This window comes from Tellurirhabdus bombi, from assembly GCF_021484805.1.
Taxonomy (GTDB): Bacteria; Bacteroidota; Bacteroidia; order Cytophagales; family Spirosomataceae; genus Tellurirhabdus; species Tellurirhabdus bombi.
This window is the reverse complement of record NZ_CP090557.1, coordinates 865,773-882,020: the sequence shown is the minus strand read 5'-3', so window position 1 is coordinate 882,020 and position 16,248 is coordinate 865,773. Positions and strand designations below refer to the sequence as shown.

The 16,248-nt window shown below is 52.3% G+C and carries 8 protein-coding genes; 6 read left to right on the top strand and 2 right to left on the bottom strand.

Annotated elements, in window-relative coordinates:
* Nucleotides 1-184 precede the first annotated feature (184 nt).
* Both L0Y31_RS03775 and L0Y31_RS03770 read right to left on the bottom strand, forming a co-directional pair.
* The gene (locus L0Y31_RS03775; RefSeq protein ID WP_234735803.1) at nucleotides 185-2,368 is read right to left on the bottom strand and encodes a GH92 family glycosyl hydrolase; all 2,184 of its coding nucleotides are present in this window, start codon (nucleotides 2,366-2,368) and stop codon (nucleotides 185-187) included.
* On the bottom strand, nucleotides 2,365-3,399 hold the full coding sequence (locus L0Y31_RS03770; protein WP_234735802.1) for a LacI family DNA-binding transcriptional regulator: 1,035 nt from the start codon (nucleotides 3,397-3,399) through the stop codon (nucleotides 2,365-2,367). Before L0Y31_RS03770 ends, L0Y31_RS03775 begins: the two co-directional genes overlap by 4 nt.
* Nucleotides 3,400-3,731: 332 nt before the next feature.
* Between L0Y31_RS03770 and L0Y31_RS03765 the strand changes: the two genes are divergently transcribed.
* The 6 genes from L0Y31_RS03765 to L0Y31_RS03740 all read left to right on the top strand — a co-directional run bounded on the left by L0Y31_RS03765 (nucleotide 3,732) and on the right by L0Y31_RS03740 (nucleotide 16,228).
* A complete protein-coding gene (locus tag L0Y31_RS03765; protein WP_234735801.1) occupies nucleotides 3,732-6,779 on the top strand; it encodes a SusC/RagA family TonB-linked outer membrane protein in 3,048 nt (1,015 codons plus the stop codon).
* Nucleotides 6,780-6,839: 60 nt separating this feature from the next.
* Nucleotides 6,840-8,315: a RagB/SusD family nutrient uptake outer membrane protein gene (locus L0Y31_RS03760; protein ID WP_234735800.1), complete on the top strand. Its 1,476-nt coding sequence runs from the start codon at nucleotides 6,840-6,842 to the stop codon at nucleotides 8,313-8,315.
* Between the two features lie 107 nt (nucleotides 8,316-8,422).
* Nucleotides 8,423-9,547 (top strand): hypothetical protein, encoded by a 1,125-nt coding sequence (locus L0Y31_RS03755; RefSeq protein ID WP_234735799.1) that lies wholly within the window; start codon nucleotides 8,423-8,425, stop codon nucleotides 9,545-9,547.
* The gene (locus tag L0Y31_RS03750; RefSeq protein WP_234735798.1) at nucleotides 9,544-11,346 is read left to right on the top strand and encodes an FAD-dependent oxidoreductase; all 1,803 of its coding nucleotides are present in this window, start codon (nucleotides 9,544-9,546) and stop codon (nucleotides 11,344-11,346) included. The genes L0Y31_RS03755 and L0Y31_RS03750 overlap by 4 nt, the downstream gene beginning before the upstream one ends.
* Nucleotides 11,347-11,387: 41 nt before the next feature.
* Nucleotides 11,388-13,703, top strand: coding sequence for a galactose-binding domain-containing protein (locus L0Y31_RS03745; protein ID WP_234735797.1), 2,316 nt, complete (start codon nucleotides 11,388-11,390; stop codon nucleotides 13,701-13,703).
* A 2-nt stretch (nucleotides 13,704-13,705) separates the two neighbouring features.
* Nucleotides 13,706-16,228 (top strand): glycoside hydrolase family protein, encoded by a 2,523-nt coding sequence (locus tag L0Y31_RS03740; RefSeq protein ID WP_234735796.1) that lies wholly within the window; start codon nucleotides 13,706-13,708, stop codon nucleotides 16,226-16,228.
* Nucleotides 16,229-16,248: the final 20 nt, after the last annotated feature.

The window sequence follows — 16,248 nt, the reverse complement described above, 5'->3', positions numbered from 1 at the left end:
TAGACCGTTAACGGGTATAGCAAGGCTATATGGTTGACAACTATTTTTAGCTGAAATCCGCTTCGCTATTTTAGCCTATGGCCTCAGTTCCTATGACCTATTTTCTCTCTTCTTCGGGAGTCTGTAGCTTTGCTTGTTGGGATGTTATTAGGTATATTACTTCTTGAGCTACTGCTGGATGCGGTTATTTACTCATCAATAACCGCAAATTTCCGCCCTCCGCAATGGTTCGATGGGGTAATACAAAATTGGTGTAGGTTTTACCATCAAGCTGCATGCTGCCGACATAGGGTTTGGAATCGCTATTGCCAACTGCTTGAATCACAAATGGTTTTTTCTTCGCGTCAGGCTGAATCTGGATTTCGGTAAACGAAGGGCTGCCCAGCACATACTCCGGCTTACCGGGGCATACCGGATAAAAACCCATCATCGAACAAACCAGCCAGGCCGACATCTGCCCAGCGTCTTCATTGCCCGTAATGCCACCTGGGCCAACGCCGTATTCCTCCCGAACAATCCGGCGCACCCATTCCTGGGTTTTGCGCGCCTGTCCGGCGTAGGGAAACAGGTAGGCGGCCTGGTGGTCGGTTTCGTTGCCGTGCCAATAGTGACCGCCGTCGAAAAACGTATTCAGGCGCTCCAGAAATTTAGTCTTTCCACCCATCAACTCCACCAGGCCGGGAATGTCTTGTGGCACATACCAGGTGTAGTGGTACGGCGTGCCTTCGCAGATATAGCTGGCTTTTTGAAAGGGCGTAAACGGTTCAATCCAGCGCCCGTCGGCGTAGCGTCCACGCACGTATCCCGTCTGCTGGTCGAAGACGTTGCGGTAGTTCTGCGCCCTTTTTTGCAGGATTTCGTAATCAGCAGTCTTGCCCAGGCTGTGCGCGAACTGCGAGAGCGCAAAATCGTCCAGCGCGTATTCCAGCGTCCGCGAAACCTGTTCCCGTTTGTGAAAGGCGTCCCACACGCTGTCTTCCAACGGAATGTAATTGTATTTTAGGTAAGACGTTAGCGCCCGCCGTCCTTTGCCGTCTTTGTATTCTATTGTTGTGGGGCTGTCAAAAGCGTTCTGGCGCATGTAGCGGTAGGCTGTTTCGGTATCAAAATCGCGGATGCCTCTCTGATAGGCGTCGGCAATCATGGTGCTGGCGTGGTCGCCAATCATGGCGGCGGTATAACTTCCCCAGGCCGGGAAAATCGGCATCCACCCGCCCTGCTGCGCCTTAGCCACCAGCGATTTTACCATGTGCAAGCTGCGCTTCGGCTCCAGAATGGTCATGAGCGGATGGAGTGCGCGGTACGTATCCCACATCGAAAAATCATCGTAATAATCAAATCCAACGGCTTTGTGCGTGGTCGTATCCTGGGCGAAACCGGGATAAGAACCATCTACATCGCTGGCAATGCGGGGGAGCTGGTAGCTGTGGTAAAGCGCCGTGTAAAACTTAACCTGATCGTCTTTCGTACCACCCTTTACCTGAACTTTACCCAGAGTTTCATTCCAGACTTTCTGGGTTTGCTGGCGTACGACTTCGAAATTCCAGTTGGGTAGTTCGGCTTGCAGGTTCTTTTTTGCGGCTTGCAGGCTGGTAAATGAAGTGCCAACACGCGCCTGAATGGTGCCGCCTTCCGGGAACGTAACGATCACGTATTGCGGTCCCGCTTTGGACTGGCTAATGACGAAAGATTGATCAAACTGAATCACAAAATGGCCGCTGAAGCCCGCCGACTGGCCGGAGCCCTGGTAGATACGGTGTGCTGGATTATAGCCAAAAACTTCTTTCTGGTTCGGATTCCACTGTACCGAACCTTGTTTTTCGTCGCTGTTGGCGTGAATATAGATGCGTCCGGCCTGGCCTTTAGGAAACGTAAAGCGTAAAATCCCGGACCGAACCGAAGCGGTCACTTCGGCAGTAATCCCGAAATCATCAAGTGTAACCTTATAATAGTCTGGCTTTGCCGTTTCCGTTTCGTGGCTGAAGCGGGAAGTAGGGCGGGTTTTAAGCGTATCAAGCTGAGCTGCCGTAAAAGGCATTAGCGTTACACTGCCGTAGTCCTGCGTGCAACTGCCGTTCATCCAGTGACTTCCCCGAAAGCCCGTCAGGCGCTTGTCGGCATAATAATAAGGCGAAACGCATTTTACCTCGGTGGCTCGGGTTTCGGGTGTCCATTGCGTCATGCCGAAGGGGCGGCCCACCGCCGGAAAAGTCTGCCCTTTATTTTCGGTCCCTTCACCGTGTTTTCGGGCGCTTTCGGTGGTGGCGTTGGCCGTGCCAATGAGCGGATCGACGTATTGAATGAGGTTTTGCGCCAGCATGATCGGTGAAATCAGCAGGGAGCATACAGCAAAAAATAAAGCTTTCATGATGGGGTAGGCAAGCCGCCCGAAGAGGCGCGAACAATTAATTCGGTGGGCAAGATAACGGTTTCTGCGTTATGGGTGGGTTCGTCGCTGGCTAATTGCGTGAGTAACAACTGGGCGGCCCGGCGGCCCAATTCACCAACGGGTTGGGCCACGGTGGTCAAGCTCGGCTCAATCAGCGCCGAAATCGGATCATCGCTAAAACCAACAACCGCCATGTCCTCCGGAATGCGTAACCCCCGGCCTTTGATCACTTTCAGCGCTTCGATGGCAGTAGGATCGTTAATGGTAAACAAAGCGTCGGGTGGCTGCGGCAGATTAAGCAGGTGGTTGACGTAGATATTGGCTTTGTCCAGCGTTAAGTCGTACGAAATAATGAGGGTGGGATCAATAGGAATCTGGTGATGCTGGAGGGCATCGCGGTAGCCATTCAGCCGGTCGCGGCTATTTTGCAGCGAATCCGGGCCAGCCAGGTGGGCAATGCGGCGTTTACCGCACTTGATCAGGTGTTCAACGGCCTGAAAAGCGCCTTCATAATCGTTGACGACCACTTTTGAGCATTTTAACTCCTCCACAATTCGGTTGAAAAAAACGACGGGGATACCTTTGCGCTCAAACACTTTAAAGTGATCAAAATTGCGCGTTTCTTTCGTGTGCGACACCAGAAGCCCATCGACCCGGCTAGCCAGCAGCGCCTTGGTGTTGGCCACCTCGGTTTCGTACGATTCATTGGAATGGCAAATGACGACATTATAGCCCGCTTCGGCCAGCACCTCCTGCGCCCCAATAATGGCCTTGGGAAAGAAAAAACTCAAAAATTCCGGAATGATGATGCCAATAGTCTGGGTGCGGTTGGTCAGTAACGAAATGGCGAGCTGGTTGCGCTGGTAATCGAGTTGCATCGCCAGATCAAGGACCATTTGCCGGGTTTTTTCTTTCACATTGGGGTGGCCCGTCAACGCCCGCGATACTGTCGATTTAGAAAGTTGAAGCGTTTTGGCAATATCAATAATGGTCGTTTGATGATTTTTCATGCCATTGAACTATTTTAATACCAAAGAAAGTGTCCACGTTCTTCTACTCACTTCTGCTTCTCAAAATGAAATGTCTTTTTGGGAACATTCCCAATTAATTGGGAATGTTCCCAAAAAAATAACTCAAAAAATCCTTTACAAAATTAGATCTGTACCGTAATATCAATGAGAATATGTAAAAAGCGGGTAATTATATGGCTTTACACATCCAAATCTGCTGATGCTAGTAAAGAATGCCCACAGTCCTTTTAAAGTACAGTAGCTATTCAAATATTGTATTTTTTGAATTTTAACCACCTTTAACTCTTCGGGCGCTATGTCCAGGTTTACGTATGAGATTTGTTGAACGTTTACGCATGGTGACCAGTCTGCTCGGGCTGGTTTGGCTAGTATGTACAGTGCCTGTTCAGGCTCAAAACGAGCGCAATCAAACAATACGCGGAAAGGTTACGTCCGGGGCGGAGCCCTTGCCGGGCGTCAACGTTATTATAAAAGGAACGCAGCAAGGCACAACTACCGACGTTAACGGCCAGTATAGTCTAAACGTCCCGAATGCGGCTGATGCTACGCTTTCTTTCTCCTACATCGGTTATGTTTCACAGGAAACCAAAATCGGTAACCGGGCGACCGTTGACGTAACGTTGCAGTCCGATGAACGTTCATTGAGCGAAGTCGTTGTCGTGGGTTATGGCACGCAGCGGAAAATCGAAACGACCGGCTCCATTGCTTCGGTGAAGGCCGCCGAACTGGTGCAAACGCCCGTGGCCAACGTGGCGCAGGGTTTGCAGTCGCGGGTGGCAGGGGTGCAGGTAAACCAAAATACGGGGGCGCCGGGCGGTAACGTTAGCGTGCGGATTCGCGGAACGAACTCGATCAACGGGAATTCGGAGCCTTTGTACGTGGTCGATGGCATTCAGATTTCCAACAGCGGTGGCATCAACGACGTGAGTCCCCTTTCGACGATTAACCCGAACGACATCGAGTCGGTAGAAATTCTGAAAGATGCGTCGGCTTCCGCGATTTACGGATCACGAGCGGCCAACGGGGTGGTGCTGATTACCACCAAGCGCGGAAAAAGTGGTGCTACCCGCGTTACGCTCGATAGCTATTATGGCGTACAGAAAGTGGCAAAAACGCTTCCAGTCCTGAACGCGACTGAGTTTGCCCAACTGGAAAACGAGATTTTCAAGCGAAATGATTATCCTGATCCGGCCTCGCTGGGCGAAGGGGTTAACTGGCAGGATATCATCTTCCGGGAGGCTCCAATTCAAAACCACCAGTTGTCGATCAACGGTGGGACGGATAAAACGCAGCTGGCCCTTTCCCTCAACTATTTCGACCAGAAGGGGATTATTGTTAATTCGGCTTTTAAGCGGTACTCACTGCGGTTAAACGTGGACCACAAGATTAGCGACCGCATCAAAGTGGGAACCAGTATTCTGGGAACTTATGCCATCAATTCGGGCATCACCACGGGTTCGCAGACCATTGGCGATGCCGGGGTAGTAACAGGCTCGATTCTGGGCGCGGCCATCGGTGCGCCACCGACCTTGCAGCCTTACCGGGCTGATGGCTCACTGTTTCCGTTTGGCGAGCAGGCAAATGGTCAGTACCGGGAGGTAACCAACCCGCTGTCGTTTGCTAATGTCCTGAATCAGAACAATATTCAGCGTACGCTGGCTAATGTGTACGGTGATTTCAACATTGCGAAAGGCTTAACGTACCGCGCCTCATTCAACGTAGATTTGCAAAGCAGCCTGCGTGATACGTACAATCCCCGCGCTAACGTTGCCCAGAACGATCTGAACGATAATTCGGGATCGGCTTCGAAAATCAACCGGTACAATACGGCTTTATTGCACGAAAGTATCCTGACTTACAGCACGCTATTGGCGAAAAATCATTCTTTGAAAGGAACCGCCGTATTTGCGACCCAGGCCGAATTGTTCAACGATAACATCATTGAGACAACGGGCTTCCCGAACGATGCCACAAAGAATAATGCGTTGCAACTGGCCTTAAACCGGACAGTAAGCAGCTATCGAAATCGGCAGCGACTGGATTCGTACCTGGCGCGGGTCAATTACGGGTATAAAGACAAGTATTTCCTTGATCTGACGGCGCGGGTAGATGGCTCCAGCAAGTTTGGTGCGAACCACAAATACGGGTTGTTTCCCGCTGTTTCGGCGGCCTGGCGCATTATTGAAGAGCCATTCATCAAACAGCTTTCCTGGTTATCAGATCTGAAATTGCGGGCCAGTTATGGCATAACCGGAAACGCGGGTGGCATTAGTCCGTATCAGTCATTGGCTACGGTTTCGGCGTCAGGGAGCGACTATAACCTTAATCATGCGTACGTAACGGGCATCAACCCTGCGGGGATTGCCAACCCGGATTTGCGCTGGGAGCGGTCGGCACAGGCGAACATCGGGGTGGACATTAGTTTGCTGAACAACCGCTTTAGTGTGATTGTGGATGCTTACCAGAAAACCACGAAAGATTTGCTGTATGTGAAAGCCCTGCCGCTGAGCTCGGGGTACAGCACCATCACCGGAAACTTTGCTTCGCTGGAAAACAAAGGGTTGGAATTTGCCGTCAATGCCCGGTTGCTGGATGGTCCGCTGCAATGGAGCGTTTCGGGAAACATGACCATGAACCGCAACAAGGTGCTTGATCTGGATGGCGGTGTTACGCCGGAGCGGTTCATTACGGCTTATTCGCTCCTGAAAGTAGGCGACCCACTTGGCATTTTCAAAACGTATGTCTTCGATGGCATCAACCAGAGCGGCGAAACCATTTTGCCAGGGTACGGCGGTCGTTTGGGTGGCCATAAAGTGAAGGATGTCAATGGCGATGGTACGATCTCTTCACTTGATCAGGTCATTACGGGCAATCCTAACCCGGCGTTCATCTACGGTTTTTCGACCAATCTATCGTACAAAGGCTTCGATTTCAGCGCTTTCCTATCGGGTTCGCAGGGCAATGATATTTACAATGCCAGCCGTCTTTCGTTCGAAAACCCACTGGGTCAGCGAAACATGCTGAAAGGGCTGGTAAACCGTTGGTCGCCTACCAATCCGAGCAACCAGTACGTAAGTGGTTCCCAGGCAGATCGCCTGCCAATCACGAATTATGTGGTTGAAGATGGGTCTTACCTGCGTTGCAAAAACGTGACGTTGGGTTATACGTTGCCGCGCATCAAGGGCATCCAGCAGATTCGGGTATACGCCAGCGCCAACAACCTGTTCACGATCACGAACTACAGCGGTTTTGATCCAGAAGTGAATACGTACGCGGGTTCAAACACTGCCATTGGCATCGACAACCTGGTATATCCGCAGGCACGCTCGTTCCTGGGCGGTATTCAGATCACGTTGTAGAGCGTGAAAGAGTGAATTGCGAAAGAGTGAATGAGTGAAATCTCAATTACCGATTTATCCATGAAAAAAATAGTCATTCCCATACTAGTCGCCTGCTGTCTGACTTCCTGCCAGCTCGACGAAACCATTTACTCTTCCATTTATACGGAAGCATTTTACAAAACCGCCGCCGACGCGGAAAAAGGCCTGGTGGCCGCCTACGATCCGCTGGCCGATATGTACAGCGGTCCGGCGGCTACGTTAGTGCCCGATTTCAGCGATGACCAAACGTATCCGCGTGGCGTTGTTGGCCGCAACACACTGACCTTATTTAACTACGACGTTAATTACACGACGCAGAAAAGTAACAACCGGACTAACGAATCGCCGCAACAAATCTGGAGTTCCGGCTACGACGGCATCGAGAAAGCCAACTGGATTATCGCCAAAGTTCCGGGGGCAACCATGAACGAAGCGCGGAAAAAACAGATCATCGGCGAAGCCTATTACTTGCGGGCTTTCTATTACTGGATGCTGACGAAAAACTTCGGTGACGTGGCCATTAAGAACACGCCAAGTTATACGGAAGCTGATGCGATTGTGGCTAAAAGCCCCAAGGCGGATGTCTACAAACAGATTTATAGCGATCTGGAGCAGGCGCTGACAGCGGGACTGCCTTCCTATCCAGCGGTAGACAAAGGCCGCCCGGCCAAGGAAGTAGCAAACGCCTTGTATGCCAAAGCCGCCTTGTACAACGAAGATTGGGCAAAAGCGCTGGAACAGGCGCAGCTTGTGATTAATTCCGGAAAATATTCCCTGATGCCCGATGTGCGGAATGTATATCGTTACGATCAGGAAGATGCCGCCCGGATCGAAAACATGTGGGCCTTTGAAGTAGACCCAGTTGCGCCGGGCCGGAACCACCAGATGGTTGGTCTGGCGGGCCCTGCGGGAAGTGCCGGAGCGGAATACGCCCGAACGTCTTTTGGCTCGATGTTCGCTTACCAGTCCTTCTTCAATTCGTTCAACCCCGTTGATAAAAGACGTCAGCTTTTAGATACGACATTCATAAATAAGAGTGGTCAGCGTGTTCCGCAACGTAGCGTGACGCCCATCACGACCAAAGGTGTTCTGATTAAAAAATACCAGGATCCAGTGTCAACGCAGGGATCCATTCCGAATATTCCCATTCTGCGTTTGCCGGATATGTACCTGGTGGCAGCGGAGGCCGAAGCCCGACTGAACGGCGCGACAGCGGCGGCTTACGGATTTGTCAACACGGTACGCCGACGGGCAGGGCTGCCCGATTTGCAAACGGGCCTGAGCAAAGATGCGTTTATTGATGCGGTGCTTCAGGAACGCGCCTGGGAGTTCTTTGCCGAAGGAGACCGCTGGTATGACCTGACCCGGACCGGCAAGTTTCTGACTGTCATTCCAAAAGCGGTCAACGATGTTTATCCGGTACGCAACGTGTTGCCTCGGAACAAGTATTTCCCGATTCCGCAGGATGAATTGAACGCCAACCCCAAAATGGTGCAAAACCTGGACTGGAATTAAAGACCGGGCCGCCGGGCGGTGAAAGAGGAAATGAGTGAAAGAGCGAATGCAAGAATGCGCTAGCTTTTCGCTCTTTCTCCCTTTCGCTCATTAACCCTTTCGCTCTCATGACACGTATCTGGCTACTCGTAATGATCTTGTTCCTCGGCTTTTCGGGTCGGTTGTCGGCGTTTGCCGGTGATCCGGTTCGGGTCCGGGAGTTTTCTATTCGCGAGAATGATACGCTGACTTATACGCTCAAACTTGCGTTGAATGAAGCCGGAGAGCCAGCCTATTTCTTTCGGAATGTTTTTACACCGGTTTGCCTTACGGGCGAGTGCAAGCCGGTGTACATCAATTTTTACTGGGATCTGTTGGGTAACTACACCCGCTTCGACTTCCCGTCGGGCCAGATTCTGACTAAAATGGATCACCGGGAATTTCGGCAGGAAGATTACGACAAATTGCAGGATATCCTAAGTAATCAAAGTTCGCTGCTGAAAGACGTGGCGATGGATGATCTGGTGGGGAAAGGAACCGAAAACCTGGCCGACTCCGTGGACGCCAAGGCCGGGGCAACTCTGAAAACCGTTAAGAATGAAGTAATTGACGGGGCTGTTTACACCTGCTACACGCTCTGGCACCTAGCCCACGGCAAAGTAGTTGGTGAGATGCAGAAAATAACCGAAACCTACCGGACCGAACCGCTGCTGCACCGCTTCCTGACGAGTGATAATCACCATTACCAGTACTGGGCGATGGAGCGGGTGATCGATGCAAACGGAAAGGCGGGCAGGGCATTTGCGCCGGATTTGATGCAGATCATGCGGGGGAAAAACATCTTCGCCGCCCGATATGCTTTGCAGAAACTGAACGGTTCCTTTTTTGCCGAAGCGCCGCGTCAGTTATGGTTGTGGGAGACCTATCAGAAAGGGGGGTATTCCCTGCAAAATACCATTCTGAAAAAACTGGCGAGTCTGCCGCTCACGGATGCCCTGCTTGACCGAACGACGTCAGCCATGGCCGGGATGAATCAGGAGCAGTTTACGTTGGTGCTGAACGCAGTGGAGGCGCAACTAAAGCTATCCGATAAAACGGCGCAAAAGCTGGCTCGACATCTGGAGCATACTAACCCGGATTATTCGGCGGCGGTGTACAAAGTGCTGACGCATTTTGAGCCTAAAAATCAGGAAGTTAGAACAAAATTAAGTGCGTATAAAACAAAATCTACTCAAACCGAAACCCTCAAATGAAAACAATAAGCTGTCTTTTCCTAGGTCTGTTGCTTTCCCTGCACGCGTGGGCGCAGGATCATGTCTTTGTCGAAACCGAGTCGTTTGAAGACAAAGGTGGCTGGGTCATCGACCAGCAATCGTTCGTGGTGATGGGCTCTTCTTACATCATGGCCCACGGCATGGGGCGGCCCGTCAAAGATGCGTCAACGACGGTGCAGTTTCCGAAAAAGGGAAAGTACAAAATTTGGGTGCGGACCAAAGACTGGGCACCGTTCCCGAAAGGACCGGGTAAATTTCAGGTTATTGTTGACGGTAAATCGCTGAGTCCGGTATTTGGCGAAAGCGGTTCGGATGAGTGGAAATGGTACGACGGCGGCGAAATCGACGTTAAAAATGAGCAAATCAAACTGGCTTTACACGACATGACGGGCTTCAACGGACGTTGCGACGCGATTCTATTTACGAGCGCGGCCAAGTTTACGCCACCCAACAAATTCGACGAACTGACGGCTTTCCGGAAAAAGCAGCTCGGTCTGACGGATAGTCCCCAGAACGCCGGTCAATTTGATCTGGTAGTGGTCGGCGGCGGCATTGCCGGAACCTGCGCGGCTATTTCGGCGGCAAGGCTGGGTCTGAAAGTCGCTCTGATTCAGGATCGTCCGGTACTGGGCGGGAACAACAGCTCGGAGGTGCGGGTGCATTTGCGCGGCGAAGTCGATAAAAACCACTACCCGAAACTAGGCCGGATCGTGCGCGAAATGGACAACGGCGACCCCGGCAACGGCCACCCGGACGGGCTGGAATACGGCGATGCGCGCAAAACAGCCATTGTTAAAGCCGAGAAAAATATTTCCTTATTCCTGAATACGCACGTTTATCAGGTTGAGAAAAAAGAGGATAAGATTGTGGCCGTTGTCGGGCGGGATATTGCAACCAACAAGGAAGTTCGCTTTCCGGGCACGTACTTCTCCGACTGCACGGGAGACGGCACCATCGGGCACTTAGCCGGGGCTGAATACCGCTTTGGCCGCGAAAGCAAGACAGAAACGGGCGAATCGCTGGCCGCCGAAAAATCCGATAATTTTACGCTGGGCACCTCGAACCTCTGGGCGTCGCTGGAACGCGATACGGCTACGTCATTTCCCGAAACACCCTGGGCCATGCCGTTTTCCGATGAATACCACATCGATGAAGCCCGTGCCGACTGGCAGTGGGAAACCGGTTTTGGTAACTTTAATACCGTTACCGACGCCGAAAAAATCCGCGATCATAACCTGCGGGCCGTCTACGGAAACTGGTCTTACCTGAAAAACAACAAGAAAGCCAAATACGGCAAACGCGAACTGGCCTGGGTGGCCTACATCGGCGGTAAACGCGAATCGCGGCGGCTTATCGGCGACCACATTCTGACGCAGATGGACATTCAGGAAGGCAAGCAGTACCCCGACGGCACCGTGACAGCCACCTGGACCATCGACCTGCATTTCCCGGATGCCAAGAACAGCAAATACTTTGAAGGCCAGGAATTTTTTGCCGGAACCAAGCACATTAAAGTTGCGCCGTACACGATTCCATACCGCTGTTTGTACTCCAAAAATATTTCCAACCTGTTCATGGCGGGCCGTAACATCAGCACCACGCACGTCGCCTTCGGCAGCACCCGCGTGATGCGGACCTGCGGCATGATGGGCGAAGTCGTCGGCTTTGCGGCTTACCTGGGTAAAAAATACAATACATCGCCGCGCGGTGTCTATCAGGAACACTTGCCCGAACTAATGGGCGTCATCAAGGACGAAGTCGCAACGGCCAAGCCCTAACCGATCTGACCCACCGTAACCTACATTTTAAAGACTCAATAATGCGCTTAATCCACCCTAATAAATCACTACGCTGGATCGCGGCGGCGGGCCTGCTGGCTACTCAATGGCCGGTCGCCCACGCCCAGACCGTCAACATTGCCAAAGGCAAGGCAATTTCGGGCTTTCCCGTCGTTGCCGACAACCCGTTTGAAAACATCGTCGATGGCAACGATGCGACCGTCTGGTATACCAATCCGGCTGCACCGGTCAACTATTTTGAGGTAAAGCTGGGAAAGGCGTATGCGGTTGATCGGGTGTTGCTGAGAGGATTTCGCGGGAAAGATACCATTCGCATAAGCGTCGAAAAAAACGGAAGCTGGCAGGAAGTTTACAACGGTAATCAACCCGATAAGGCGCTGATTTCGTTTACACCCGTGACGACCGAAAAAGTTCGGGTAGAATACCGGGCTAAACAAAAAACGGAACTGCCCGAATTTGAGGTGTACGCCCATGATCCGCAGCCGGTTTTCGTGAATCAGATTGGGTATAACCTCTTTGCTCCCAAACGGTTTACGGCTCCGTTGACACCCGATGGCGCGGCCTTCCACGTGGTTGATGCAGCGGGAAAAAGCCTATTCGACGGAACGGTAAAAGGGCATATTGGTGATTTTACGACCTTCAAACCTACGCAATCCGGTCCTTATACGGTGGTAGTCGATGGTCCGCAAAAGGGCACGTCCTACCCCTTTGAGGTGGCGCCTTACGTCATCGAACGCGCTTCGTATCGACCCGCTATGGCGTTCATGATCGACGACCGCTGCTGGTACGGCAACTCAGATGCCTATGCGCCAACGGATAAAAGTGCCGACTGCCCCTCGCTGGGAGTGGCCTGGCGCGACAGCCACCAGTTTTCGTTTGAGCTGCAATCGTTGCTCGCCCTGTATTCGGCCAACCCCGAAGCGTTTTCGGTAGAGCGGATGCCTGTCGAAGGGATTTATACCGGAGTGCGCGACAAACTGCCGGAAAATACACCTGAAATTGTACGGCTAATTCACTGGGCTGTAGACGTGTACCTACGCGGTCAGGTCAACCACACACTGTTGAAAGAGCAACTGGCGTATTTTCTGTATGCCTATCCCGATCTGAGTCCGTATATCCCGCAAAAAGTATACGCCGAAGCGCGCGATTACCTGTTCAAAATCTGGGGTAACGAAAACAAAGACCGCTGGCACTGGTACGATCTCGACCATTCGGCCAACCTGTTTCAAACTTACACGCTGGTCGGAACCGGAAAGGGACAGTTCCCGCCGGGGCATTCCATTGTGCCTAACCTGATGATGTACGAAGTGGCCCGACGCGAGCGGCGCAACGATGCCGACGCCTTTTTCAAGGCCGCTTTCCAGCAAACTGACTGGCTCATCAAAAACCTGGACTGGACCGATCCGGGTACGACCAAAGGCCAGCGCATGAATGAGCACGTCACGATGGAGGCGTTGGCTTATTTCCTAAAAAACTACCCCGACAAAGCACCAAAAGGCTTACGCGAGAAAATTCAGGCGTGGGCCAAAGTGGTCATCTCGCGTTCGGACAATATGTGGGATTACCGCAAATACGTCGACAATAAATGGGTTATTGCCGACATCAAAGCCACCAGCGATCCGACGTATAATTCCAAAGGCAGTTTCAACGAACCCGGCAACATTGCGGGCTTTCCGGCCCCGGCGCTGGCCGCCGTCTCGGTGCTGAACGACGAAGCGACCAAGGAACGACTGCGGCAACTGGCTACGGCCCAGATGGATAACGTTTACGGGCGCAACCCGACGGGGCGGCATTACAGCTACGATGCACTGACTGATTTTGAAGGGGCCGATCTAGGCTGGTTCAAAGAGTTGGAAGGCGGGGCGGCTTCGCTTCAGACGGTGCGGGGTGTGCTGGATGGCTCACCCAAAGAAGGCGTTTATCCTTATGATCCGTATTCGGGCGACCCTGGCCACACCGAAGGTTGGGTTACGTTCAATACGGCCTGGATGGCTGGATTGGCCTATTTGGCTGCGGATGTCACCGAGATTCAATTCTACGATGCCGAGTTCAAAAACCGCATTCAGCAGGCCAGATCGGGGCAGAAAATTGGCATTCGGCTAACGGCTCCGCTCAATCTGGACCCGACGAAAAGTGAAAAGGCAATGGTTGTCCTGACCGATAGCAAGGGCGCTCAGAATCGTATGACGCTGGACGAGGCGGGGACCAATGGCGTTTATTTTCAGCAGGTTATCGATCTGGCAGCCAGTCCGGTAGCGGTCAGTAAAAAAGGAGGGCTTCGGGCTTCCTACGGATTAGGTGACTTTAAAAAAGAAGCCGTTCTAACCATCAAATAAGCATGAATCGACAGAACAAGATATCCATAAAATTCGCTATCTGGGCTTGCCTGGTTAGCATCAGCAGTTTAGCCCAAACGACTAAAACACTGAGCCTGACGAACGAACAGGTGCAACTGGTGTGGCAATCGACCGGCGAGGGCTGGCGGTTGCAGAAAGTAGCCGCCCGACAAGGAAAAACTTGGCAACCGCTGGCGCAGCCTTCCGGTGAAAATACGTTGCTATACGCCGCCGAGAAACCATCCGACAAACCGGAAACAATTTTTAAAACCATTACCGGTGAAGAGTTTCCCGGCCCAAAATACCACTACCAGAAAGTGCAATGGGCCGAAAGCACCAATCCCGTTTCGCTGAATACGGCGGGGCAGGCCATTCATTTCTTTCCGAAAGAAGCGAAACAGAACGGCAAAAATGGCCTGACGTTCAAGCAGGAAACCGAAGCCGCCACGGTGACAACCGAGTGGGCGCTGGATCCTAAATTCTCCAGCGATATTCTGGTTAAGCAAACGCTTACGGCCAAGAAAGACGGCCATTTTTCGCTGGCCAGCCCTACACTGGCTGCCGTTACGGAACAGAATCTGAGTTGGGCGACGGTGCCGGGATACTTCCAGGGAAATAAGTTGCAGGAGAATTTTGCGCTGGCGTATGCCTACGGGCACGGCATTCCGAAGCTGCCGGTGCTGTACCGCGAACGCTGTGCCAGTACGCTGAGTCCGATGATCAGTACCAAAAACGGCCTGACGATTTCGGTGATTCCCGAGCCGGGTTTGGCGCGCGACCCCTGGGCGAAAGACAAAGTTACCCAGACTGACTGGAACATCGGACTGTCGCACATGAACCGCAAGGCCGAGTTGTCGCCGACGGTGTATTTCCCAGTGCTAGGTGAGCCAAAATCCGCGTTAAAATCGGGCGAAACCATCAGCTATACCTTCCGCTACAGCCTGACGAACGGCGATTGGTTCAAGGCGCTGAATCATGCGGTGTACGATATTTATCGCTTCAAAGAATCGCTGGCGCTGCGGCAAAGCAAGCAATCGCTGACCAGCCGGATTGAGCAGATGCATCATTACCTGACCGATCCTAAAACGTCGCTATGGAACGTGGAGGAATACCAGGGCCGGAAACTAGGCGCACAATCGTACCTGGGTGGCGTGGTTGGCTCCAACAAAGATGCCATGAAAAATTCGGATTACGGCGCGATGTGGATGCTGGCAAACGTTACAAAAGACCCCGAATTGACCAAGAATGTATTGCCCTACGCTGAGAATTTCAAACTAGCCCAGCAACTAACTGACGATTCGTTTTTCAAGGGGGCCGTGCAGGGGCAGTATTATCTGGCCAAATCCAAAAAGTTTGTGGAAGAATGGGGCGAAGTGGTTGAACCCATCGGGCTGACGTATTACACCATGCTCGACATCGGGAATATGCTGCTGTTCGAACCCAACGATCAGGAATTAAAAGAACGGCTGCGTTTCGGGGCCGACCGCCTGCTGACCTGGCAGAAACCCGACGGAAGTTGGGCCGTTGCCTACGACAAGCATTCGCAGCAGGAAATATTCAAGGATATTCAGGATGTGCGGCCCACGTTTTACGGCCTGATTGTAGCGCACCGGCTCCTGAAAGATCCCAAGTATCTGGCCGCCGCCCGGAAAGGAGCCGACTGGATAATCAAAAATGCGGTGGAGACGGGAAGCTTTCTAGGCGTTTGTGGCGATGCGCGCTACGCCCCCGATTTTGCCACGGGCCAGTCGGCGCAGGCTTTTCTGGATTTATACGATCTAACCAAAGACGCCCGCTACAAAGACGCTGCCATTACCTGCGCGAAGATTTACACGACATCGATTTACACGCATCCTATTGCCAGTCAAACGGTTAAAACGGTTAACGGTACGCAACGCGAGGACTGGGAAATTAGCCAGGCGGGTTTGAGCTTCGAACACGGTGGCATTTTCGGTTCGGCTACCCGGCTCGGCCCGATTCAGTTGTGCAGCCACGCGGGGATGTTCATTCGGATGTACGGTCTGACCAAAGAACCCATTTTCGCCGATATGGCGCGGGCCGGAGCCATCGGGCGTGATGCGTTTGTCGATCCTAAAACCAGCGTTGCTTCCTATTACTGGCAGGCAATGAACAAAGGAGCTGGTCCGTATCCGCACCACGCTTGGTGGCAAATCGGCTGGCTGACGGACTACTTATTGGCCGAAGCTGAATTGCGTTCGGGCGGAAAAATTGCGTTTCCGCGCGGCTTTGTGACACCTAAAGTTGGGCCGCACCAGACCGTCGGTTTTGCGCCCGGCACGGTCAATGGTGAAAAAGCCAGTCTGCTGATCGATGAGAAGCTGGTAAAAATTGACAACCCATCGGTGGATTGCATACTGGCGAGGTCCGACAAAAAATTGTTCGTCATTCTGCTCAACAATCGGGCGCAAAAGACTGATTTTCAGGTAACAGTTCAAGATGGGAAGGCGGTTGCCAAACAGTTGCCGGCTTTCGGACTGGAAGTAATGACTATTGATCGGCAATAAAACAGGCTGTAGAGACGAGT

Coding starts and splice junctions, on each gene's coding strand:
- L0Y31_RS03740 (WP_234735796.1), top strand. CDS start 13,706: ATGAATCGACAGAACAAGATATCCATAAAATTCGCTATCTGGGCTTGC.
- L0Y31_RS03755 (WP_234735799.1), top strand. CDS start 8,423: ATGACACGTATCTGGCTACTCGTAATGATCTTGTTCCTCGGCTTTTCG.
- L0Y31_RS03750 (WP_234735798.1), top strand. CDS start 9,544: ATGAAAACAATAAGCTGTCTTTTCCTAGGTCTGTTGCTTTCCCTGCAC.
- L0Y31_RS03745 (WP_234735797.1), top strand. CDS start 11,388: ATGCGCTTAATCCACCCTAATAAATCACTACGCTGGATCGCGGCGGCG.
- L0Y31_RS03770 (WP_234735802.1), bottom strand. CDS start 3,399: ATGAAAAATCATCAAACGACCATTATTGATATTGCCAAAACGCTTCAA.
- L0Y31_RS03765 (WP_234735801.1), top strand. CDS start 3,732: ATGAGATTTGTTGAACGTTTACGCATGGTGACCAGTCTGCTCGGGCTG.
- L0Y31_RS03760 (WP_234735800.1), top strand. CDS start 6,840: ATGAAAAAAATAGTCATTCCCATACTAGTCGCCTGCTGTCTGACTTCC.
- L0Y31_RS03775 (WP_234735803.1), bottom strand. CDS start 2,368: ATGAAAGCTTTATTTTTTGCTGTATGCTCCCTGCTGATTTCACCGATC.